The organism is Phytobacter sp. SCO41 (assembly GCF_003073275.1).
Taxonomy (GTDB): Bacteria; Pseudomonadota; Gammaproteobacteria; order Enterobacterales; family Enterobacteriaceae; genus Phytobacter; species Phytobacter diazotrophicus.
In genome coordinates this window covers 5533668-5556831 of sequence record NZ_CP027225.1, presented here as the reverse complement: position 1 = coordinate 5556831, position 23164 = coordinate 5533668, and the positions used below count along the sequence as shown (strand labels likewise).

The 23164-nt window shown below is 51.5% G+C and carries 16 protein-coding genes, 1 tRNA gene, 3 rRNA genes and 1 pseudogene; 13 read left to right on the top strand and 8 right to left on the bottom strand.

Annotated features, from left to right (window positions below; translation table 11 throughout):
* The 3 genes from rbsB to rbsR all read left to right on the top strand — a co-directional run bounded on the left by rbsB (nt 1) and on the right by rbsR (nt 2922).
* Nucleotides 1-891: a ribose ABC transporter substrate-binding protein RbsB gene (gene rbsB / locus C5523_RS26985; RefSeq protein ID WP_039079989.1), complete on the top strand. Its 891-nt coding sequence runs from the start codon at nt 1-3 to the stop codon at nt 889-891.
* Between the two features lie 105 nt (nt 892-996).
* A complete protein-coding gene (gene rbsK / locus C5523_RS26980; protein ID WP_071195161.1) occupies nt 997-1926 on the top strand; it encodes a ribokinase in 930 nt (309 codons plus the stop codon).
* Between the two features lie 3 nt (nt 1927-1929).
* Nucleotides 1930-2922, top strand: coding sequence for a ribose operon transcriptional repressor RbsR (gene rbsR, locus C5523_RS26975; RefSeq protein ID WP_108702260.1), 993 nt, complete (start codon nt 1930-1932; stop codon nt 2920-2922).
* Here the strand turns inward: rbsR and mdtD are convergent.
* A pseudogene (mdtD, locus tag C5523_RS26970) lies at nt 2888-4316 on the bottom strand (multidrug transporter subunit MdtD). The gene rbsR and the pseudogene mdtD sit on opposite strands and share 35 nt — an antisense overlap.
* A gap of 11 nt (nt 4317-4327) precedes the next feature.
* On the bottom strand, nt 4328-5032 hold the full coding sequence (locus tag C5523_RS26965) for a FadR/GntR family transcriptional regulator (protein ID WP_039079986.1): 705 nt from the start codon (nt 5030-5032) through the stop codon (nt 4328-4330).
* Nucleotides 5033-5515: 483 nt separating this feature from the next.
* Between C5523_RS26965 and C5523_RS26955 the strand changes: the two genes are divergently transcribed.
* The 4 genes from C5523_RS26955 (at nt 5516) to rrf (ending at nt 10487) form a co-directional block, all read left to right on the top strand.
* Nucleotides 5516-7055 (top strand): 16S ribosomal RNA (locus C5523_RS26955).
* Nucleotides 7056-7140: 85 nt separating this feature from the next.
* A tRNA-Glu gene (locus C5523_RS26950) sits at nt 7141-7216 on the top strand.
* A 187-nt stretch (nt 7217-7403) separates the two neighbouring features.
* Nucleotides 7404-10305 (top strand): 23S ribosomal RNA (locus C5523_RS26945).
* A gap of 66 nt (nt 10306-10371) precedes the next feature.
* A 5S ribosomal RNA gene (rrf, locus tag C5523_RS26940) occupies nt 10372-10487 on the top strand.
* The 16S, 23S and 5S rRNA genes sit together here with 1 tRNA gene alongside, the layout of an rRNA operon.
* Nucleotides 10488-10584: 97 nt before the next feature.
* Here the strand turns inward: rrf and mobB are convergent.
* Nucleotides 10585-11088, bottom strand: coding sequence for a molybdopterin-guanine dinucleotide biosynthesis protein MobB (mobB, locus tag C5523_RS26935; protein WP_108702258.1), 504 nt, complete (start codon nt 11086-11088; stop codon nt 10585-10587).
* Nucleotides 11085-11612 carry a molybdenum cofactor guanylyltransferase MobA gene (gene mobA / locus C5523_RS26930; protein ID WP_052249196.1) on the bottom strand — a complete coding sequence of 176 codons (528 nt, stop codon included), beginning with the start codon at nt 11610-11612 and terminating at the stop codon, nt 11085-11087. Before mobA ends, mobB begins: the two co-directional genes overlap by 4 nt.
* Nucleotides 11613-11738: 126 nt before the next feature.
* Between mobA and C5523_RS26925 the strand changes: the two genes are divergently transcribed.
* The 3 genes from C5523_RS26925 to dsbA all read left to right on the top strand — a co-directional run bounded on the left by C5523_RS26925 (nt 11739) and on the right by dsbA (nt 13724).
* Nucleotides 11739-12008, top strand: a complete 270-nt coding sequence (locus tag C5523_RS26925) for a YihD family protein (protein WP_039077379.1) — start codon at nt 11739-11741, stop codon at nt 12006-12008.
* A gap of 76 nt (nt 12009-12084) precedes the next feature.
* Nucleotides 12085-13071 (top strand): serine/threonine protein kinase, encoded by a 987-nt coding sequence (locus C5523_RS26920; protein ID WP_108702257.1) that lies wholly within the window; start codon nt 12085-12087, stop codon nt 13069-13071.
* A gap of 29 nt (nt 13072-13100) precedes the next feature.
* Nucleotides 13101-13724 (top strand): thiol:disulfide interchange protein DsbA, encoded by a 624-nt coding sequence (gene dsbA / locus C5523_RS26915; protein ID WP_039077377.1) that lies wholly within the window; start codon nt 13101-13103, stop codon nt 13722-13724.
* Between the two features lie 15 nt (nt 13725-13739).
* Here dsbA and C5523_RS26910 read toward each other — a convergent pair whose 3' ends face one another.
* Nucleotides 13740-14648 carry an acyltransferase gene (locus C5523_RS26910; RefSeq protein ID WP_039077390.1) on the bottom strand — a complete coding sequence of 303 codons (909 nt, stop codon included), beginning with the start codon at nt 14646-14648 and terminating at the stop codon, nt 13740-13742.
* Between the two features lie 424 nt (nt 14649-15072).
* On the opposite strand from C5523_RS26910, the gene polA reads away from it, so the two are divergent.
* Nucleotides 15073-17859 carry a DNA polymerase I gene (gene polA / locus C5523_RS26905; RefSeq protein ID WP_108702256.1) on the top strand — a complete coding sequence of 929 codons (2787 nt, stop codon included), beginning with the start codon at nt 15073-15075 and terminating at the stop codon, nt 17857-17859.
* A gap of 301 nt (nt 17860-18160) precedes the next feature.
* Here the strand turns inward: polA and yihA are convergent, their stop codons facing one another.
* Nucleotides 18161-18793, bottom strand: coding sequence for a ribosome biogenesis GTP-binding protein YihA/YsxC (yihA, locus tag C5523_RS26900; RefSeq protein WP_103245895.1), 633 nt, complete (start codon nt 18791-18793; stop codon nt 18161-18163).
* Nucleotides 18794-19367: 574 nt separating this feature from the next.
* Here yihA and yihI point away from each other — a divergent pair.
* Together yihI and hemN are read left to right on the top strand one after the other, a co-directional pair.
* Complete coding sequence (gene yihI / locus C5523_RS26895) at nt 19368-19880, top strand: Der GTPase-activating protein YihI (RefSeq protein WP_039077374.1); 513 nt, start codon at nt 19368-19370, stop codon at nt 19878-19880.
* Nucleotides 19881-20065: 185 nt separating this feature from the next.
* On the top strand, nt 20066-21439 hold the full coding sequence (gene hemN / locus C5523_RS26890; RefSeq protein ID WP_079498717.1) for an oxygen-independent coproporphyrinogen III oxidase: 1374 nt from the start codon (nt 20066-20068) through the stop codon (nt 21437-21439).
* Between the two features lie 75 nt (nt 21440-21514).
* Here the strand turns inward: hemN and C5523_RS27340 are convergent, their stop codons facing one another.
* Together C5523_RS27340 and glnG are read right to left on the bottom strand one after the other, a co-directional pair.
* Entirely contained in the window at nt 21515-21637 is a 123-nt protein-coding gene (locus tag C5523_RS27340; protein ID WP_139153727.1) for a YshB family small membrane protein, read from the bottom strand.
* Between the two features lie 109 nt (nt 21638-21746).
* The gene (glnG, locus tag C5523_RS26885) at nt 21747-23159 is read right to left on the bottom strand and encodes a nitrogen regulation protein NR(I) (RefSeq protein WP_039077372.1); all 1413 of its coding nucleotides are present in this window, start codon (nt 23157-23159) and stop codon (nt 21747-21749) included.
* Nucleotides 23160-23164: the final 5 nt, after the last annotated feature.

Here is a 23164-nt window from a genome sequence, read left to right as displayed (position 1 = left end):
ATGAACATGAAAAAACTGGCTACTCTGGTTTCTGCTGTTGCACTGAGCGCCACCGTAAGCGCGAACGCGATGGCGAAAGACACGATTGCATTGGTTATTTCCACGCTGAACAACCCGTTCTTCGTTAGCCTTAAAGATGGCGCGCAAAAAGAAGCGGACAAACTGGGTTACGATCTGGTTGTGCTGGATTCACAAAATAACCCGGCAAAAGAGCTGGCTAACGTTCAGGACTTAACGGTACGCGGTACCAAACTGCTGCTTATCAACCCGACTGATTCCGACGCTGTAGGTAACGCCGTGAAGATGGCGAATCAGGCAAATATTCCGGTTATCACCCTTGACCGTGCTGCTGCGAAAGGCGAAGTGGTAAGCCACATCGCTTCGGATAACGTGCTGGGCGGTAAAATTGCTGGCGATTACATTGCCAAGAAAGCCGGTGAAGGCGCGAAAGTTATCGAATTGCAGGGTATTGCGGGGACATCTGCTGCCCGTGAGCGTGGCGAAGGCTTCCAGCAGGCTGTTGCCGCCCATAAATTTAACGTCCTGGCGAGCCAGCCGGCTGACTTTGACCGTACAAAAGGCCTGAACGTTATGCAGAACCTGCTGACGGCGCACCCGGATGTACAGGCGGTGTTTGCACAGAACGATGAAATGGCGCTGGGTGCGATGCGCGCCCTGCAAACTGCCGGTAAAACAGATGTGATGGTGGTTGGGTTTGACGGTACGCCTGATGGCGTAAAAGCCGTAAATGACGGCAAAATGGCGGCGACGATTGCTCAGCTTCCGGAAATGATTGGCGCGAAAGGCGTAGACACCGCAGCGCAGGTGCTGAAAGGTGAAAAAGTTCACGCGAAGATCCCGGTAGACCTGAAACTGGTTATCAAACAATAAAAATCGTCAGGCTATCTCACCGGGATAGCCTGAAAAAAAGCATCAAGAAAAGCAGAGCTCGCGCCACCCGCTGGCGGGTGGCGCATTTTAATGGACAAGCTCATCATGAAAACCACAGGCAAACTTGTTGTCCTCGGTAGTATTAATGCCGATCACATTCTTAACCTTGAATCATTCCCAACCCCCGGGGAGACCGTTACCGGCACGCAATATCAGATTGCATTCGGCGGTAAAGGTGCAAACCAGGCGGTGGCTGCCGGGCGCAGCGGTGCGGATATAGCCTTCATTGCCTGCACGGGTGATGACGACACCGGTGAACGTGTCCGCCAGCAACTAATTAGCGACAACATTGATGTGGCGCCTGTTAGCGTGATTGCTAATGAGTCGACCGGCGTGGCGCTGATTTTTGTTAATGGCGAAGGTGAGAATGTCATCGGTATTCATGCGGGCGCGAACGCAGCGCTCTCCCCGGCACTTGTTGATGCACAGCAGGAGCGTATTGCCCAGGCTTCCGCGCTGTTAATGCAACTGGAATCCCCGGTAGAAAGCGTTCTGGCCGCAGCGCGTATTGCCCATGCAAACCAGACCATTGTGGCGCTCAACCCCGCTCCGGCACGTGAGCTTTCTGATGAGTTGCTGGCGCTGGTGGACATCATCACACCGAATGAAACCGAAGCCGAAAAACTGACGGGTATTAATGTTGCCAGCGATGAAGATGCGGCGCGCGCGGCGCAGGTACTACACGCCAAAGGCATTGATACGGTCATCATTACGCTGGGAAGCCGTGGTGTCTGGGCTAGCGTGAAAGGCGACGGTCGTCGTGTTCCGGGTTTTAAAGTGAAAGCCATTGATACCATTGCAGCCGGGGATACCTTTAATGGTGCTCTGATGACCGCACTGCTGGAAGATCTCGCGCTGGATGATGCTATTCGTTTTGCTCATGCGGCGGCGGCCATTGCTGTCACTCGCAAAGGCGCGCAACCGTCTGTTCCGTGGCGCAAAGAAATTGACGATTTCCTGGCTGAGCAGGGGTGATGATTGGCTACGATGAAGGATGTGGCCCGGATGGCGGGCGTATCGACGTCAACCGTTTCGCATGTCATCAATAAAGATCGCTTTGTCAGTGAAGCCATCCGCGAAAAGGTGGAGTCCGCGATCAAGGCGCTCAACTATGCGCCGTCTGCGCTGGCGCGCAGCCTGAAAATCAATCAAACCCGCACTATCGGGATGTTGATTACCGCCAGTACCAACCCTTTCTACTCTGAACTGGTACGTGGCGTGGAGCGTAGCTGCTTTGAGCGCGGTTATAGCCTGGTGTTATGCAACACCGAAGGGGATGAGCAGCGCATGAACAGCAATCTGGAAACGCTGATGCAAAAGCGTGTCGATGGTCTGCTGCTTTTATGTACGGAAACGCATCAGCCTTCCCGGGAAATTCTGCAGCGTTACCCCTCGGTGCCCACGGTGATGATGGACTGGGCTCCGTTTGATGGGGACAGTGACCTTATTCAGGATAATTCTCTGCTCGGCGGCGACATGGCGACGCAGTACCTGATCAATAAAGACCATACCCATATTGCCTGTATTGCTGGCCCGCTAGATAAAACGCCTGCCCGCCTGCGCCTCGAAGGTTATCGTGATGCGATGGCCCGCGCGGGCCTGACCATCCATGACGGTGATGAAATTATTGGCAACTTTGAGTTCAGCGGCGGCTTTGAAGCAATGCAGATGCTGCTGGCACTGGAAGCGCGCCCGCAGGCGGTATTTATTTGTAATGATGCGATGGCTGTCGGGGCTTACCTGGCACTGTATCAGGCCGGGCTGCGTGTGCCGCAGGATATTGCCATTGTCGGTTATGACGACATTGAACTGGCGCAGTATATGACGCCACCGCTCACCACCATTCATCAGCCGAAAGATGAACTGGGGGAGCTGGCGATCGATGTGCTGATTCACCGTATCTCTGACCCTACGCAACAACAACAGCGGCTACAGCTTACGCCGGTGTTGATGGAGCGTGGCTCAGCGTAGTATTAATGCTTTTCTTTTATCAGGTTACGACCATCTTTCGGCTTTAACAGCATAAAGGTCAGGGCGGATACCAGGGTGATGGCACCCATCGTCACAAAGGTATAGTGAAACTGTTCCACGGTATTCGCGCTGTCAAACCCTTCGTAAAACCGCAAAACTGCCGCACTGACGGCGACACCAAGGCTGATGGAGAGCTGTTGCGTTACGGCAAGCACACTATTCCCGCTACTGGCGTTTTCGTCAGTCAGGTCGGCAAGCGTAATGGTATTCATGGCGGTGAATTGTGTGGACATGGCCATCCCCAGGATGAACAGCGGTAATATCAGCAGCCACACTTCCATTGACGGTGATTGCAGAGAAAATTGCGCAATCATCAAACCGATAAACAGGGTAATGGCTACCAGGGTTTTCCTGTAACCCAGGCGGCGCAATACCTGGGTGACCATAGATTTTGCCAGAATGGACCCTATTGCCGTCGGCGCCATCATGCATCCGGCAATCAGTGCAGGATAGCCAAACCCAACCTGTAGCATCAGCGGCATCAAAAATGGCACACAGCCCGTCCCCAGTCGCGAAGCAATATTTCCGATAATGCCCACAGAGAAGGTGCGTGTCTTAAACAGATTGAGCGAGATGAGCGGCGTGGGGTGACGGCGCGCGTGGCGAATATAAAGAAGAAATAACAGCACGCCGCTCAGTATCACGGCCGATGCCAGCCAGCTTGCGACAATTTTCTCGCCAAACAACTCCATGCCACTGGAAAACAGGACCAGGCTCAGGCCGAAGAAGAAAAAGCCGCCGGTATCGAAGCCTTTACGCGGTGTGGTGAAGTTCGGCATATATTTACGCGCATATAAAATCCCGGCTATGCCAATCGGAATATTAATAAGAAAGATCCAGTGCCAGCTTGCCCAGGTCACCAGCACGCCACCCAATACCGGGCCGAGAATGGGACCTACCAGGCCTGGCATAGTGACAAAGTTAAGTACCGGTAGAAGCTCGCTGCGCGGATAGGCGCGCAGCAGCGCCAGACGTGCAACTGGCATCATCATTGCGCCGCCTATTCCCTGAATCACGCGAAAGCAGACCAGCGCCCCGAGCGACGTCGAGAGTGCGCAGGCCAGTGAACCCAGCGTAAAGAGGGTGACGGCCAGCATGAAGACACGCCGGGTGCCAAAACGGTCCGCCAGCCAGCCGCTTGCCGGAATCAACATGGCGACCGTCAGGGTATAACTGATAATGGCGGACTGCATCGCAAGAGGAGAACGATCAAGGCTTTGTGCAATAGCGGGTAGTGCGGTGTTCAGAATGGTGGCGTCCAGCGCCTGCATAAAGAAGGCCATGGCCGCAATCCACGGCAATCCGGCCATACTGCGAGCTTTCTTTTCAGTCATTCTTTGTCCTGTTATTTTGCCGTTGGCGCGTTTGGCGTCTTCAACAGAGTCTGGCAGGCCTGAAAGGCACTATCCCCATCACTTTCCTGAATCGCATCAACAATAGCCTGATGCAGATCGAGCTTTATGGCCTGGTCCTGAGTGATGGAAGTAAAGTAGGTATGGTATATAGAATGGAACAGCGTAGCGAAAGAGATAAGAAAAGGATTAGCACTCATCGTATAAATATGTTCGTGCCAGGACATATCAACTTCAATCCAGCGATCACGGTTAAAGTGCTTTTTCAGATACACCATCTCTTCCATTAATGTATTGAGGTGTGCTTTTTGTTCCGCGCTGCCTAATTGTGCTGCCAACTGGCAAGCTTGTGGTTCGAGACTGTTACGCATAATAAGGAAGTGCTGGATGACTTCATGAAAGTTATCCTCGCTCATCCACCAGACCAGTAATTCTTTATCAAGGAAATTCCAGTTCTCTTTGGGCATAACCCGGGTCCCGATGCGCGGGCGAGGAAGCACCATACCTTTCGCCGTTAATGTCTTTACCGCCTCCCTGACCGCCGTGCGGCTTACACCGAACTGTTCACCCAACTCTATCTCGCCAGGCAAAATGCAGCCCGGGGCGTATTCGCCTCTCAGAATTTGTTGTGCCAGTTTCTCCGCCAGCACCCATGAGAGGTTTTTTTGCGCGGCAAGCTGTTGTGCGTTCAAAGACATTTATCGCTTCCTTTTATTCTTATTCACTCTTTAGTATGCCACCGGGGCTATTCCTGTGGTGGCAAAAACAGCAAAACAGGCCTTTTACGGTGCTTTTTACCGCGTCTTGTTGAAAAAAGAGACGGTTAAAAACTTTTTTGAAATTTATGCTTGTCACTTCACAAGAACTCCCTATAATGCGCCTCCACTGACACGGAACAACGGCAAACAAGCCGCCGGGTCAGCGGGGTTCTCCTGAGAGTCCCGGCAGAGAAAAGCGAAAATAAACGCTTGACTCTGAAAGAGGAAAGCGTAATATACGCCACCTCGCAACGGTGAGCGAAAGCCGCGTTGCACTGCTCTTTAACAATTTATCAGACAATCTGTGTGGGCACTCAAAGTGACATGGATTCTTAATGTCTTCGGACACTAAATGAATACCAAGTCTCATAGAGTGAACACGTAATTCATTACGAAGTTTAATTCTACGAGCATCAAACTTTTAAATTGAAGAGTTTGATCATGGCTCAGATTGAACGCTGGCGGCAGGCCTAACACATGCAAGTCGAACGGTAGCACAGAGAGCTTGCTCTCGGGTGACGAGTGGCGGACGGGTGAGTAATGTCTGGGAAACTGCCCGATGGAGGGGGATAACTACTGGAAACGGTAGCTAATACCGCATAATGTCGCAAGACCAAAGAGGGGGACCTTCGGGCCTCTTGCCATCGGATGTGCCCAGATGGGATTAGCTAGTTGGTGAGGTAATGGCTCACCAAGGCGACGATCCCTAGCTGGTCTGAGAGGATGACCAGCCACACTGGAACTGAGACACGGTCCAGACTCCTACGGGAGGCAGCAGTGGGGAATATTGCACAATGGGCGCAAGCCTGATGCAGCCATGCCGCGTGTGTGAAGAAGGCCTTCGGGTTGTAAAGCACTTTCAGCGGGGAGGAAGGCAATACGGTTAATAACCGTGTTGATTGACGTTACCCGCAGAAGAAGCACCGGCTAACTCCGTGCCAGCAGCCGCGGTAATACGGAGGGTGCAAGCGTTAATCGGAATTACTGGGCGTAAAGCGCACGCAGGCGGTCTGTCAAGTCGGATGTGAAATCCCCGGGCTCAACCTGGGAACTGCATTCGAAACTGGCAGGCTTGAGTCTTGTAGAGGGGGGTAGAATTCCAGGTGTAGCGGTGAAATGCGTAGAGATCTGGAGGAATACCGGTGGCGAAGGCGGCCCCCTGGACAAAGACTGACGCTCAGGTGCGAAAGCGTGGGGAGCAAACAGGATTAGATACCCTGGTAGTCCACGCCGTAAACGATGTCGACTTGGAGGTTGTGCCCTTGAGGCGTGGCTTCCGGAGCTAACGCGTTAAGTCGACCGCCTGGGGAGTACGGCCGCAAGGTTAAAACTCAAATGAATTGACGGGGGCCCGCACAAGCGGTGGAGCATGTGGTTTAATTCGATGCAACGCGAAGAACCTTACCTGGTCTTGACATCCACGGAATTTGGCAGAGATGCCTTAGTGCCTTCGGGAACCGTGAGACAGGTGCTGCATGGCTGTCGTCAGCTCGTGTTGTGAAATGTTGGGTTAAGTCCCGCAACGAGCGCAACCCTTATCCTTTGTTGCCAGCGGTCCGGCCGGGAACTCAAAGGAGACTGCCAGTGATAAACTGGAGGAAGGTGGGGATGACGTCAAGTCATCATGGCCCTTACGACCAGGGCTACACACGTGCTACAATGGCATATACAAAGAGAAGCGACCTCGCGAGAGCAAGCGGACCTCATAAAGTATGTCGTAGTCCGGATTGGAGTCTGCAACTCGACTCCATGAAGTCGGAATCGCTAGTAATCGTGGATCAGAATGCCACGGTGAATACGTTCCCGGGCCTTGTACACACCGCCCGTCACACCATGGGAGTGGGTTGCAAAAGAAGTAGGTAGCTTAACCTTCGGGAGGGCGCTTACCACTTTGTGATTCATGACTGGGGTGAAGTCGTAACAAGGTAACCGTAGGGGAACCTGCGGTTGGATCACCTCCTTACCTTAAAGAACCTGCCTTTGTAGTGCTCACACAGATTGTCTGATGAAAAGTAAAAAGCAAGGCGTCTTGCGAGCGAGACTTAAGTGTCCCCTTCGTCTAGAGGCCCAGGACACCGCCCTTTCACGGCGGTAACAGGGGTTCGAATCCCCTAGGGGACGCCACTTGCGCGGTAATGTGTGAAAGGCGTTGCCACCGATATCTCAAAACTGACTTTCGAGTCATGTTTGAGATATTTGCTCTTTAAAAATCTGAATCAAGCTGAAAATTGAAACGACACACGAAAGTGTGTTCGAGTCTCTCAAATTTTCGCGACACGATGATGTTTTACGAAACATCTTCGGGTTGTGAGGTTAAGCGACTAAGCGTACACGGTGGATGCCCTGGCAGTCAGAGGCGATGAAGGACGTGCTAATCTGCGAAAAGCGCCGGCGAGGTGATATGAACCTTTGACCCGGCGATGTCCGAATGGGGAAACCCAGTGCAATTCGTTGCACTATCGTTTGATGAATACATAGTCAAACGAGGCGAACCGGGGGAACTGAAACATCTAAGTACCCCGAGGAAAAGAAATCAACCGAGATTCCCCCAGTAGCGGCGAGCGAACGGGGAGCAGCCCAGAGCCTGAATCAGCTTGTGTGTTAGTGGAAGCGTCTGGAAAGTCGCGCGATACAGGGTGACAGCCCCGTACACGAAAGCACACAGGTTGTGAGCTCGATGAGTAGGGCGGGACACGTGGTATCCTGTCTGAATATGGGGGGACCATCCTCCAAGGCTAAATACTCCTGACTGACCGATAGTGAACCAGTACCGTGAGGGAAAGGCGAAAAGAACCCCGGCGAGGGGAGTGAAAAAGAACCTGAAACCGTGTACGTACAAGCAGTGGGAGCCTCTTAATGGGGTGACTGCGTACCTTTTGTATAATGGGTCAGCGACTTATATTCTGTAGCAAGGTTAACCGAATAGGGGAGCCGAAGGGAAACCGAGTCTTAACTGGGCGTTAAGTTGCAGGGTATAGACCCGAAACCCGGTGATCTAGCCATGGGCAGGTTGAAGGTTGGGTAACACTAACTGGAGGACCGAACCGACTAATGTTGAAAAATTAGCGGATGACTTGTGGCTGGGGGTGAAAGGCCAATCAAACCGGGAGATAGCTGGTTCTCCCCGAAAGCTATTTAGGTAGCGCCTCGTGAATTCATCTCCGGGGGTAGAGCACTGTTTCGGCTAGGGGGCCATCCCGGCTTACCAACCCGATGCAAACTACGAATACCGGAGAATGTTATCACGGGAGACACACGGCGGGTGCTAACGTCCGTCGTGAAGAGGGAAACAACCCAGACCGCCAGCTAAGGTCCCAAAGTCATGGTTAAGTGGGAAACGATGTGGGAAGGCACAGACAGCCAGGATGTTGGCTTAGAAGCAGCCATCATTTAAAGAAAGCGTAATAGCTCACTGGTCGAGTCGGCCTGCGCGGAAGATGTAACGGGGCTAAACCATGCACCGAAGCTGCGGCAGCGACACTAAGTGTTGTTGGGTAGGGGAGCGTTCTGTAAGCCTGCGAAGGTGTGCTGTGAGGCATGCTGGAGGTATCAGAAGTGCGAATGCTGACATAAGTAACGATAAAGCGGGTGAAAAGCCCGCTCGCCGGAAGACCAAGGGTTCCTGTCCAACGTTAATCGGGGCAGGGTGAGTCGACCCCTAAGGCGAGGCCGAAAGGCGTAGTCGATGGGAAACAGGTTAATATTCCTGTACTTGGTGTTACTGCGAAGGGGGGACGGAGAAGGCTATGTTAGCCGGGCGACGGTTGTCCCGGTTTAAGCATGTAGGCTGGTTATCCAGGCAAATCCGGATAATCAAGGCTGAGGTGTGATGACGAGTCACTACGGTGATGAAGTAACAAATGCCCTGCTTCCAGGAAAAGCCTCTAAGCATCAGGTAACATCAAATCGTACCCCAAACCGACACAGGTGGTCAGGTAGAGAATACCAAGGCGCTTGAGAGAACTCGGGTGAAGGAACTAGGCAAAATGGTGCCGTAACTTCGGGAGAAGGCACGCTGATATGTAGGTGAAGCCCCTGCGGGTGGAGCTGAAATCAGTCGAAGATACCAGCTGGCTGCAACTGTTTATTAAAAACACAGCACTGTGCAAACACGAAAGTGGACGTATACGGTGTGACGCCTGCCCGGTGCCGGAAGGTTAATTGATGGGGTTATCCGTAAGGAGAAGCTCTTGATCGAAGCCCCGGTAAACGGCGGCCGTAACTATAACGGTCCTAAGGTAGCGAAATTCCTTGTCGGGTAAGTTCCGACCTGCACGAATGGCGTAATGATGGCCAGGCTGTCTCCACCCGAGACTCAGTGAAATTGAACTCGCTGTGAAGATGCAGTGTACCCGCGGCAAGACGGAAAGACCCCGTGAACCTTTACTATAGCTTGACACTGAACATTGAGCCTTGATGTGTAGGATAGGTGGGAGGCTTTGAAGCGTGGACGCCAGTCTGCGTGGAGCCAACCTTGAAATACCACCCTTTAATGTTTGATGTTCTAACGTGGACCCGTGATCCGGGTTGCGGACAGTGTCTGGTGGGTAGTTTGACTGGGGCGGTCTCCTCCCAAAGAGTAACGGAGGAGCACGAAGGTTGGCTAATCCTGGTCGGACATCAGGAGGTTAGTGCAATGGCATAAGCCAGCTTGACTGCGAGCGTGACGGCGCGAGCAGGTGCGAAAGCAGGTCATAGTGATCCGGTGGTTCTGAATGGAAGGGCCATCGCTCAACGGATAAAAGGTACTCCGGGGATAACAGGCTGATACCGCCCAAGAGTTCATATCGACGGCGGTGTTTGGCACCTCGATGTCGGCTCATCACATCCTGGGGCTGAAGTAGGTCCCAAGGGTATGGCTGTTCGCCATTTAAAGTGGTACGCGAGCTGGGTTTAGAACGTCGTGAGACAGTTCGGTCCCTATCTGCCGTGGGCGCTGGAGAATTGAGGGGGGCTGCTCCTAGTACGAGAGGACCGGAGTGGACGCATCACTGGTGTTCGGGTTGTCATGCCAATGGCACTGCCCGGTAGCTACATGCGGAAGAGATAAGTGCTGAAAGCATCTAAGCACGAAACTTGCCCCGAGATGAGTTCTCCCTTGTCCTTTAAGGACACTAAAGGAACGTTGAAGACGACGACGTTGATAGGCCGGGTGTGTAAGCGCAGCGATGCGTTGAGCTAACCGGTACTAATGAACCGTGAGGCTTAACCTTACAACGCCGAAGATGTTTTGGCGGATTGAGAAGATTTTCAGCTTAGATACAGATTAACAGAATTTGCCTGGCGGCTTTAGCGCGGTGGTCCCACCTGACCCCATGCCGAACTCAGAAGTGAAACGCCGTAGCGCCGATGGTAGTGTGGGGTCTCCCCATGTGAGAGTAGGGAACTGCCAGGCATCAAACAAGTAAGAAGCCCATCCTCACGGATGGGCTTTTTGCGTTTTCACGCTTTAATTTATTACCAGACACTTTTCCTCCTGATGGTAACCTTCCTTATCGCCCTAACCAGCGCATAACAAATGCCGAAATCTGCGCTATATCATTGATATCTAAAAGCGGAACATCCACGGCCAGCGGGACATCACTGGCGATAGCGATGACATGTTTATCGATAATAAGTTCTTCTTCTCTGTGTCCGCAGCCCTGACGAAACAGTAAGATCTTAGCGACTGCTTCGTGCTTAAAGCCCTCAACGAGCACCAGATCCAGCGTAGAAGCATCCATTCGGCTGACCAGATACGCTAAATTAAGCTCCGGCTCATCCGGCGTTTCGGTCATTAAGGCCCAGCGTTGCGAACTGGCCACAATCGTTTGTGCTGCACCGGCTTTACGTAACTCGTAACTGTCCTTACCGGGCTTATCAACGTCCATATTATGATGGGTATGCTTAATCAGACCGGGGCGGATCCCTTGCTCGCATAATGCAGGAATCAGCTTTTTTAGTAGCGTCGTCTTTCCGGTACCACTCCAGGCGGCAATAGCCAGTACGGGTATCATACTTTCTCCTGCCAGCGCGCCAGATCTTCTGGTGTATTCACATTCACAAAGCTTTCCTTTGTATCGCTAAAGTCGACGGAATGCCCTCCGACTTCACGCATAAAAACCATGACCCGGCGTTCTCCTCGGTTAAGGTAGTCTTGCAGTTGCGGCGCGTTGATACGGTTCACCAGGGCAATCGTTGGATGGTCACGTTCACCATCATGCACCCACACCGGATTTGTGCTCTTACATTCTGCACTTAATCGCTCGAGCAGATTGTCCGGAATGTAAGGTGTGTCGCAAGGAGAGAACAGAAACCACTCACTCTCGCACTGCTGCATAACAGACAGCATACCTGCCAGTGGACCGGGGAAATCAACCATCTGATCCTGGTACACGGGTAAGCCGCTTGCCCGGTAGCTTTCCAGATTACGGTTTGCACTGATCACAATGTGCCCCACCTGAGGCGCCATCGCGTGTGCGACGTATTCCCACAGCGGTTTTCCTTTTAGCACCAGTAATCCTTTATCCTGACCTCCCATCCGCGAGGCTTTACCGCCTGCGAGTATCACACCTGTTACCACACCCTTTTTAATCAACCTTATCGCCTCTTTTATTGTGGGTTTGACCCTGATAACGTGTCTGTACCAAGAGTAAGGAGCACCACCATGAAATGTAAACGCCTGAATGAAGTTATCGAACTCCTCCAGCCTGCGTGGCAGAAAGAACCAGAATTAAGTCTGATGCAATTTTTACAGAAACTGGCGAATGAATCAGGTTATGAGGGAGAGCTTACCGATTTAAGTGACGACATTCTGATTTATCACCTGAAAATGCGTGACTCAGATAAAGATGCGGTAATTCCGGGTATTAAGAAAGATTATGAAGAAGATTTTAAAACTGCTTTGCTCCGCGCACGTGGCGTAATTAAAGAGTAAAAGCTTGTAAGTGAAGCCACCGAAAGCGCAGTGAAATGATATCCTCAATCATTCGGCTTTATTTGCGGATAATGGGATGAACCATAACGCTTTTACTTTCCAGACTCTCCATCCTGACACGATCATGGATGCGTTGTTTGAGCGGGGAATTCGGGTCGACTCCGGTCTTACTCCTCTTAACAGCTATGAGAACCGTGTTTACCAGTTTCAGGACGAAGACCGTCGCCGTTATGTGGTGAAGTTCTACCGTCCTGAACGCTGGTCCGCAGAACAAATCCAGGAAGAACATCGATTTGCGCTGGATCTTCTGGGTGATGAAGTTCCTGTTGCCGCACCGCTCGCCTTCGACAATCAAACCTTACTGACCCATCAGGGGTTTTATTATGCGGTTTTCCCGAGCGTCGGGGGGCGTCAGTTCGAAGCGGATAATCTGGATCAAATGGAATGGGTTGGCCGCTATCTTGGTCGCCTGCATCAAACCGGCCGTAAGGCACTATTCGTCCACCGTCCGGATATGGGGGTGAAGGAGTATCTTCTTGAGCCTCGTCAGGTCTTTGAAGATTCTGCGCTTATCCCAGCCTCGTTGAAAGACAGTTTCTTACGTGCCGCCGATCGGCTTATCGAAGCCGTCATGGCGCACTGGCATAATCGTTTTACCAATCTGCGCTTACATGGCGACTGTCATGCCGGGAATATACTCTGGCGCGATGGTCCACTGTTTGTGGATCTGGATGACGCCCGTAATGGCCCGGCGATTCAGGATCTCTGGATGTTGTTGCATGGCGACAAAGCCGAGCAGCGCATGCAACTTGAGATGATTATCGAGGCCTATGAAGAATTCTGCGAATTTGATACGGCCGAACTCAGCCTTATTGAACCGCTTCGCGCTATGCGCCTGGTTTACTATCTGGCGTGGATTATCCGTCGCTGGGATGATCCTGCTTTTCCCAAAAACTTCCCGTGGTTAACTGGGGAAGATTACTGGCGCGATCAGACGGCGACTTTTCTTGGGCAGGTAAAGGCGTTGCAAGAACCGCCTCTACAATTAATGCCGATTTACTAATGTGTGACACATCCTGGAGAGATTTAATCATGAAGAAAATTTGGCTGGCGCTGGCAGGAATGATTCTGGCTTTTAGCGCTTCGGCAGCACAATTTACCGATGGTAAACAGTACATTACGCTCGATAAACCGGTTGCTGGCGAACCACAAGTCCTGGAGTTTTTCTCATTCTATTGCCCGCACTGTTACGACTTTGAACATGTGTGGCATGTTGCGGATGCTGTAAAACAGAAGCTGCCGGAAGGCACTAAAATGACGAAATACCATGTTGAGTTCCTTGGCCCGTTAGGCAAAGAGATGACTCAGGCATGGGCTGTTGCAATGGCCCTTGGCGTGGAAGACAAAATCACCGCACCGATGTTTGAGGCCGTGCAGAAAACACAAACCGTTCAGTCTGTTGCTGATATCCGTGATGTCTTCATCAAAGCCGGCGTTAAAGGTGAAGAGTACGATGCGGCGTGGAATAGCTTTGTTGTGAAATCACTGGTTGCACAACAAGAGAAAGCGGCTGCTGACTTGCAGTTACAGGGTGTTCCGGCCATGTATGTTAACGGCAAATATCAGTTGAATATGCAAGGCATGGATACCAGCAGCATGGATATCTTCGTACAGCAGTATGCTGACACTGTTCGATACCTTGTCGAGAAGAAGTAATACCATCAACGCCGGTCACTGACCGGCGTTGTTATATTCACGTTTGATTGCGTCAATTTGCTGGTCTTTCTCGCTCCATAACGCATTTAGCCACTGCTGAAAACCACGCTTAAAATTCTTATCGTTAACGTAATCGCCATGCAAATCTTCGTTAACCGATAACAAATTTACGCGAACAACAATGCGCGTTAACTTCCCGCTTAGCATATCAAAAAACGGTTTTTTGTCGTTTTCCGGATAGCAGAGCGTAACATCAAGCAATTTATCGAATTGCTTGCCCAAAACGCCGAGAGCCATCGCTATCCCTGCTGCTTTAGGGGGGAGCAGGTTATTGAATGCCGATCGTGTCTCGATACGTTTTTCATCGGTAAAGCGTGAACCTTCAACGAAATTCACAATGGTTGTCGGATGGAGACGAAACTTCTCGCAGGAACGGCGCGTGGTCTCTACATCTTTACCGCGCCGCTCGGGATGGCGTATCAGATAACCCCGCGAATAGCGACGCATAAACGGCATATCCAGAGCCCAGCAGGCCAGCCCAATAAAGGGAACCCAGGCCAACTGTTGCTTAAGAAAGTACTTATTCATCGGGATATGTTTGCGGAAAAGCACGCACAGCACCACGATATCTGCCCAGCTATGGTGGTTGCAGATAAGCAGGTACCAGTTCTTTTTGTTCAGCCCTTCCAGGCCTTCAATATCCCACTGGAGATGCGGGTTAAGGTGCAGCAGCCAGGCCAGTCCTTCACACCAGCAATACATCATAAAATTACAAAATGCAGAGATAGCGCGCCACAGTACCGGAATCGGCAGTAATAGCTTAAGAATACCGGCGATAATGATCGGTACAGAACAGAAGATAGTCACCAGGATGGTGAGTATGACACTCAATACCAGAGTGCATACAACGAGCAGTCTCGACATAGTTAATTTATTCAAATGGTTAATCACAGCATGCACATCATGGCGCATGCAAGGCGCTGATCTTATCAGAAAACACTTCATATGATTGGGTAAAGGTTAGCCTTAGTGTGCGGTCGTAAGGTGTTGTGCTAAATCAAATTACTTTTTCTTATATCCACATGGAGCAAATTGTCACCAAAAGGCAATAATGATCGTTTCTCTTTTTTTAATCTCTTGAAAAATAAGGATACTTACTTTTCTGCGATCGGGAAAAATGCACAATAATCCAGTCCTTAAGAAATAATTCACAAACTTATCCACAGGAATGTATGGGAAGCGATCCCGCAGATCGTGAAATCTTTTTCGGCAAATGCGGTGAAAAACTGATGTTTTCGCCCGTCTGTGGCATCCTTTAGCCATAAATTGATAAACAGGCACGGACATCATGGTTCAGATCCCAGAAAACCCACTTATCCTTGTTGACGGCTCTTCCTATCTCTACCGCGCATACCATGCGTTTCCGCCGCTGACTAACAGTGCAGGCGAGCCTACTGGCGCTATGTACGGCGTCCTGAATATGCTGCGCAGTCTGATCCTGCAGTATCAGCCGACACATGCCGCAGTGGTGTTTGATGCGAAGGGCAAAACGTTCCGTGACGAACTGTTTGAGCACTATAAATCTCACCGTCCGCCAATGCCGGACGATCTGCGCGCGCAGATCGAGCCATTGCATGAAATGGTCAAAGCGATGGGACTACCGCTGCTGGCCGTTTCGGGCGTAGAGGCTGACGATGTTATCGGCACGCTGGCGCGCGAAGCCGAAAAAGCAGGGCGTCCGGTCCTGATCAGTACCGGCGATAAAGACATGGCTCAGTTGGTAACGCCAGGTATTACGCTTATCAACACCATGACCAATACTGTCCTGGGGCCAGAAGAGGTCGTAACCAAATACGGCGTGCCGCCGGGGTTGATCATCGATTTCCTCGCTTTAATGGGCGACTCTTCAGATAACATTCCCGGTGTTCCGGGCGTGGGCGAAAAAACCGCACAGGCGTTATTACAAGGGCTTGGTGGCCTGGATACGCTGTACGCCGAGCCGGAAAAGATTGCCGAACTCTCTTTCCGTGGCGCCAAAAATATGGCGGCGAAGCTGGAGCAAAATAAAGAGGTGGCTTACCTCTCTTATCAACTGGCGACCATTAAAACGGATGTTGAGCTGGAGCTGACCTGCGAACAATTGGAAGTTCAACAACCGATAGCGGATACGCTACTCAACCTATTTAAAAAATATGAATTTAAGCGCTGGATTACAGATCTGGAAGGCGGTAAATGGCTCCAGGCAAAAGGTGCTAAACCGGCGACGAAGCTGCAAGAGACGGTTGTTGTCGAAGCTGAGGCCGAAGTGTCTGCTGCGGTCCTGTCGTTTGATGACTACGTCACCATCCTTGATGAGGACGTGTTAAACGAGTGGATTGCGAAACTCAAAAAAGCGTCAGTGTTTGCCTTCGATACCGAAACGGACAGTCTGGATAACATCAGCGCTAATCTGGTGGGGCTCTCGTTTGCGACCGAACCTGGGGTAGCCGCTTATGTCCCGGTCGCGCATGACTACCTGGATGCACCAGCCCAGATTTCTCGCGATCGGGCGCTCGAATTACTGAAAGACCTGCTTGAAGATGAGAAGGTCCAAAAAGTGGGTCAGAACCTCAAATATGACCGTGGCATTTTGCAGAATTATGGCATTGAGCTGCGTGGCATTGCCTTTGACACCATGCTGGAATCCTACACGCTGGATAGTGTCGCCGGTCGTCATGATATGGACAGTCTGTCTGATCGCTGGTTAAAGCATAAAACCATTACATTTGAAGAGATTGCGGGTAAAGGCAAAAACCAACTGACCTTTAATCAGATCGATCTGGAGCAGGCCGGGCGTTATGCTGCGGAAGATGCGGACGTCACGCTGCAACTGCACCTGAAGATGTGGCCGGAATTGCAAAAGAATGCTGGCCCTTTAAATATCTTCCAGAACATAGAGATTCCTCTGGTACCGGTGCTTTCCCGCGTAGAGCGTAATGGCGTTAATATCGATCCTGCGGTGCTGCACAAACATTCGGAAGAAATTGCCCTACGTCTGGCGGAATTAGAGAAGAAGGCCCATGAAATCGCAGGCGAGCCTTTTAACCTTTCCTCAACCAAACAGCTACAGACGATTCTTTTTGAAAAACAGGGCATCAAACCGCTGAAGAAGACACCGGGCGGCGCACCGTCAACCTCCGAGGAAGTTCTGGAAGAACTGGCGCTGGATTACCCTTTACCCAAAGTCATTCTTGAGCACCGTGGTTTGTCGAAACTGAAATCGACTTACACCGATAAGCTGCCGCTGATGATCAATCCAAAGACCGGGCGCGTACACACTTCCTATCACCAGGCTGTCACGGCGACCGGGCGTCTGTCCTCCACCGATCCCAACTTACAAAACATTCCGGTGCGCAATGAGGAAGGCCGACGTATTCGCCAGGCGTTTATCGCGCCAAAAGACTACGTCATTGTTTCCGCTGACTACTCGCAAATTGAATTGCGCATTATGGCGCATCTGTCGCGGGATAAAGGCCTGCTCTCTGCCTTTGCCGAAGGGAAGGATATCCACCGTGCAACGGCGGCCGAAGTGTTTGGTTTACCGCTGGAAAGCGTGTCTAACGAACAGCGACGCAGCGCGAAAGCTATCAACTTCGGTCTGATTTATGGCATGAGCGCGTTTGGTTTATCCCGCCAGCTCAATATTCCGCGTAAAGAGTCGCAGAAGTATATGGATCTCTACTTCGAACGCTATCCGGGTGTACTGGATTATATGGAGCGCACCCGCGCACAGGCGAAAGAGCAGGGCTATGTTGAAACCCTGGAAGGGCGTCGTCTCTATCTGCCGGACATCAAATCCAGTAACGCAGCGCGTCGGGCCGGTGCAGAGCGTGCGGCTATCAACGCACCCATGCAGGGCACGGCAGCAGACATTATCAAACGCGCAATGATTGCTGTTGATGCGTGGCTGCAAACGGAAAAACCGCGCGTGAAAATGATCATGCAGGTACACGATGAACTGGTATTTGAAGTGCATAAAGACGATGTGGATGCGGTATCGCAAAAGATCCACGAGTTGATGGAAAGCAGTACCAAACTGGATGTGCCGCTGCTGGTGGAAGTCGGTAGTGGGCAAAACTGGGATCAAGCGCACTAAGTACTGGTCACATAAGCTTCTTTTTCTGTAAGTAAGCAACATAACCAGTACATTTTGTGACGATCATTAGAATTCCCTATGTAAAGGTTGAAAAAAAACTACAAAAAGTGCTTTGTGCGAAAACGAAAAGGGAGTAGAGTTAAACACGTAGGGTACAGAGGTAAGATGTTCTATCTTTCAGACCTTTTACTTCACGTAATCGGATTTGGCTGAATATTTAGCCGCCCCAGTCAGAAATGACTGGGGCGTTTTTTATTGGGCGAAAGAAAGAAAAAGCGCGAACGGATGCCGCGCTTAAGGGTCATTCTTCGGTGGTTTGCTCGGTAATCGGCGCAATGGTGTTAAACCAGTTATCCAGCTTCTCGCGCAATTTATCTACGCCCTGCTTCTTCAATGACGAAAACGCTTCTACCTGCACGTCACCATTAAAGGCAACCACTGCTTCGCGCACCATATTAAGCTGCGCCTTACGCGCACCGCTGGCGAGCTTGTCTGCTTTCGTCAACAACACCAGAATCTGCACATTGCTCTCGACCGCCCACTGGATCATCTGCTGATCGAGATCTTTAAGCGGATGACGGATATCCATCAGCACAACCAGGCCTTGCAGGCACTGGCGCTTCTCAAGATATTCCCCTAAGGCACGCTGCCACTTGAGCTTCATCTCTTCTGGCACTTCTGCGTAACCGTAACCTGGTAAGTCCACCAGGCGTTTGCCTTCGGCCACTTCGAACAGGTTAATCAGCTGAGTACGTCCGGGTGTTTTGGATGTACGAGCCAGGCTTTTCTGATTTGTCAGCGTGTTAAGTGCGCTGGATTTCCCTGCATTGGAGCGGCCGGCAAAAGCCACTTCTATACCAGTGTCGGCGGGTAAGTGGCGAATATCAGGCGCACTAGTGACAAAATGCGTCTGTTGGTAGTTCCAGTTAGTCAAAATGGTCGTCTCCGTAATCTCGGGCATGGGGGGATTATACCTGAACCCACGTAAAAGGCTGTTTTTCTCGTCAACGGATATCTGCCAGAGAATACCCCTGTTGTTTGTAGGATATTTGCCATAAAGCTTATGCGAATTTTCAGAGAAATTGCAGGGTCATAAAAATGTAAGCTAATGAATAAAAAGGTTTTGTTATTAGAGAATTTTCTGAATTTGTGTTTTTGGGGCGTTTTGTTACTTGTGAGTTTAAATTAAGCAGGTAAAGTATTTGTAAAGGCGAGGAAGCCTGCGGGATGAAGACTTAAGGATGAGGGGTCAGGAGCGCCAGGAGGCGAAGACCAGGAAACTGTCCGGATGACAGTCTTAAAAGGGAATAAAAGGACCACAACACGGAACGTGACATGCTAAGGGAAAAACAGGGTGTGTTGTAAGCAAACAGGGAACGTTGTACCCATTGAGGGTTGAGGGTCAGAAAAAAAGGCGACAGATTACTCTGTCGCCTTTTTTCTTTGCTTGCTTTCTGCTAGATTCCGCCGCAATTCTATACTGAATAAAACCATCTAAGCCGATTATCATGAAAAAACCTTCAACCACTCCGCGCGGCAAAACACCTGGCAAAGCGCACCGTAAATCACGTGAAGAACTCAACCAGGAAGGGCGTGACCGTAAGCGCGATAAAAAACACCGTGGCAATGCGGCTGGTAGCCGTGCAAGCGGTGCGAGCGCGTCTTCTGGCTCAGGAAAAGGCGCTTCTCAGGCCGATCCACGCGTTGGCAGCAAGAAACCGATCCCACTGGGTGCGACCGAGCCCCAGGTCAAAAAGCAGCACAAACCAAAGAGCGAGAAACCTATGCTTTCACCGCAAGCTGAACTGGATCTGCTGGAGAACGATGAGCGCCTGGACGCGCTGCTGGAACGACTTGAAGAGGGCGAAACCCTGAGCGCTGAAGAGCAAAGCTGGGTAGACGCTAAACTTGACCGCATTGATGAATTAATGCAGCAACTGGGCCTCTCCTACGACGATGACGAAGAAGAAGAGGAAGAAGGCCGGGAAGATATGATGCGTCTACTCAAAGGCGGCAATTAACGGTCAGGTATGGGCCTGGCTGTCCTGCTTATAACCCTTCCGGTTATATGTTATCTGGTGTGGTTATTCGTTAAACTACAGCGGTTGTCGCGGCGCAAACTGTGGCTGCGCAACCGGCTTATGACCCGAAATGAGGTCAGGCCGGGCCGCCGTACCCGCCAGCGGCGTTATCGGAAGGAGTGAGCATGTCTGAGCAACGAATTGACTGGGATCTGGCCCTTATCCAGAAATATAACTATTCCGGGCCGCGCTACACGTCATACCCCACCGCTCTGGAATTTTCCGCTGACTATGGCGAAGAAAATTTCCGTAGTGCCGTCGCACGTTATCCAGGGCGACCGTTGTCACTGTATGTGCACATTCCGTTTTGCCATAAGCTTTGTTATTTCTGCGGCTGCAATAAGATTGTTACGCGCCAGCAGCATAAAGCTGACCAATATCTGGATGCCCTGGAACAAGAGATTATCCACCGTTCGCCGCTATTCACTGACCGTCGTGTCAGCCAGCTTCACTGGGGTGGTGGTACGCCAACCTACCTGAATAAGGCGCAAATTAGCCGCCTGATGAGCTTACTGCGTGGTCATTTTCAATTCGAGGCCAATGCAGAAATCTCCATTGAAGTTGATCCGCGTGAAATTGAGCTGGATGTCCTTGATCATTTACGATCGGAGGGCTTTAACCGCCTGAGCATGGGCGTGCAGGACTTTAATAAAGAGGTCCAGCGGCTGGTTAACCGTGAGCAAGACGAGGCCTTCATCTTTGCGCTGATTAAACGTGCGCGCGACATTGGCTTCACCTCGACCAATATTGATTTGATTTATGGTTTGCCAAAACAGACGCCGGAAAGTTTTGCCTTTACCCTGAGTCGGGTGGCTGAGCTGAGCCCGGACCGCCTGAGCGTATTCAACTACGCGCATCTTCCCTCCCTGTTTGCGGCCCAGCGTAAAATCAAAGATGTGGATCTGCCGTCCGCTCAACAAAAGCTGGATATCCTGCAGCAGACCATTGTCTCGCTGACTGATGCGGGTTATCAGTTCATCGGCATGGACCATTTTGCCCGCCCCGATGACGAGCTGGCGGTGGCTCAGCGCGATGGTGTTCTCCACCGTAACTTCCAGGGCTACACCACCCAGGGCGATACCGATCTGTTGGGGATGGGCGTTTCGGCCATCAGTATGATTGGCGACAGTTACGCGCAGAATCAGAAAGAGTTAAAAGCGTATTACCAACAGGTGGACGAAACCGGCAATGCCTTGTGGCGGGGAATCTCACTGACCCGTGATGACTGTATTCGTCGTGATGTGATTAAAGCGCTTATTTGCCACTTCCGTCTCGATTTCAGCAGCATTGAGAATCAATGGGATTTGCGCTTTAACGACTACTTTGCCGAAGACCTGAAATTGCTTAAGCCACTGGCGACTGATGGGCTGGTGGAGATTAACGAGCAAGGTATTGAAGTAACGGCGAAAGGGCGTTTATTAATTCGCAACATCTGCATGTGCTTTGACGTGTACCTGCGCCAGAAAGCGCGGATGCAGCAGTTCTCAAGAGTCATTTAAACGGTTTCCCCGGCGGCGATGCGCTGGCCGGGGATATCAGACCGTGACCTGATAAGCGAAGCGCCTGCTGGCGCTTTAGCTAAAAAGCCCAAACAGCGCGGCGCACAATACGGCAGCGACGGCGGCTTGTGGCGTATGGCTGGCAGCGGCACTAACGCCTGCGCTGCTCGACACGATATTGATGAGTGATTCCAGCATGATGACCTCCCCGTGGACGGGCAAGATCATACTGAACTCATCGGAACAGTAAAGCGCAAAATTGCAGCAATTTGCGCTCGCTATTCAATCTTTACATTTAGCTGGATGACTACTCCATCCCCAACTCTTTCAGCTTACGCGTCAGGGTGTTACGTCCCCATCCCAGCAAGCGTGCTGCTTCTTGTTTGTGCCCCTGCGTGTGACGTAATGCAGTGGTCAACAAGGTCCGTTCCATCTCTGGTTGTGCTTCGGAAAGCAGGTTTTGATGACCGGAACGTAGCGCTCTGTCTGCCCATTGCGCCAACAGCGTTGCCCAGCTATCCGGCAGCGACTGTCCCGTGCTGCTTTCCGGGATCGTGGTTTCAAACAATTCAGCCGGTAAATCCTGAATCAGGACCTCCTGCCCGGCAGCCATCACGGTTAACCAGCGGCAGGTATTCTCCAACTGGCGCACGTTACCCGGCCAGGCCAGGCGAGTGAGCGCCGCTTCGGTTTCCGGATGCAACTGCTTTGCTTCCACGCCCAGTTCGCGTGCGGCGACCTGCAGAAAATGGCGCGCCAGACGGGGAATATCTTCGCGACGTTCACGCAGCGGCGGAAGGTGCACGCGGATAACGTTCAGGCGGTGGAATAAATCCTCGCGGAATTTCCCTTCCTGCACCCGCATTTCCAGGTTTTGGTGCGTTGCGGCGATGATGCGAACATCGACCTTCACCGGCGCATAGCCACCGACACGGTAGAACTGTCCATCGGCCAGAACACGCAGCAGACGAGTCTGTACATCCAGTGGCATATCACCGATTTCATCGAGAAACAGCGTACCGCCATCGGCCTGTTCGAAACGCCCCTGACGAATGGTATTGGCGCCGGTAAACGCCCCTTTCTCATGGCCAAACAGTTCGGATTCGATCAAATCTTTTGGGATGGCCGCCATGTTCAGCGCAATGAAAGGTGCTTTCACACGCGGGCTATGGCGATGCAGCGCGTGGGCGACCAGCTCTTTACCGGTACCGGACTCACCGTTAATCAATACGCTAATAGACGAGCGCGACAGCCGGCCAATGATGCGAAAGACATCCTGCATGGCTGGCGCTTCACCAATAATATCGGTGGTTGGCCCACTTACCTGCACATTACGCGGTTGCTGCTGTTCCTGATAATGGCTGATGGCGCGCTCAACCAGCGCCACCGCTTCGTCGATATCAAATGGCTTTGGCAGATAATCAAACGCCCCTTGCTGATACGCGCTGACTGCCGCATCCAGATCGGAATGCGCGGTCATAATGATGACCGGAAGCATCGGGTGGCGCTGTTTGATTTGCTTTAACAGGGCAAGACCGTCCATACCGGGCATGCGAATATCTGACAGCAGCACGTCCGGCGTTTTGGTGGTAAGCGCATCAAGCACTTCATTTGCGTTTTCAAACGTTGTACAGCTCAAGCCAGCCCCGGTGAGCGCGCGTTCAAGCACCCAACGGATGGAGCTATCGTCATCAACGATCCAGACTATCCCTCGTTGCATAAACA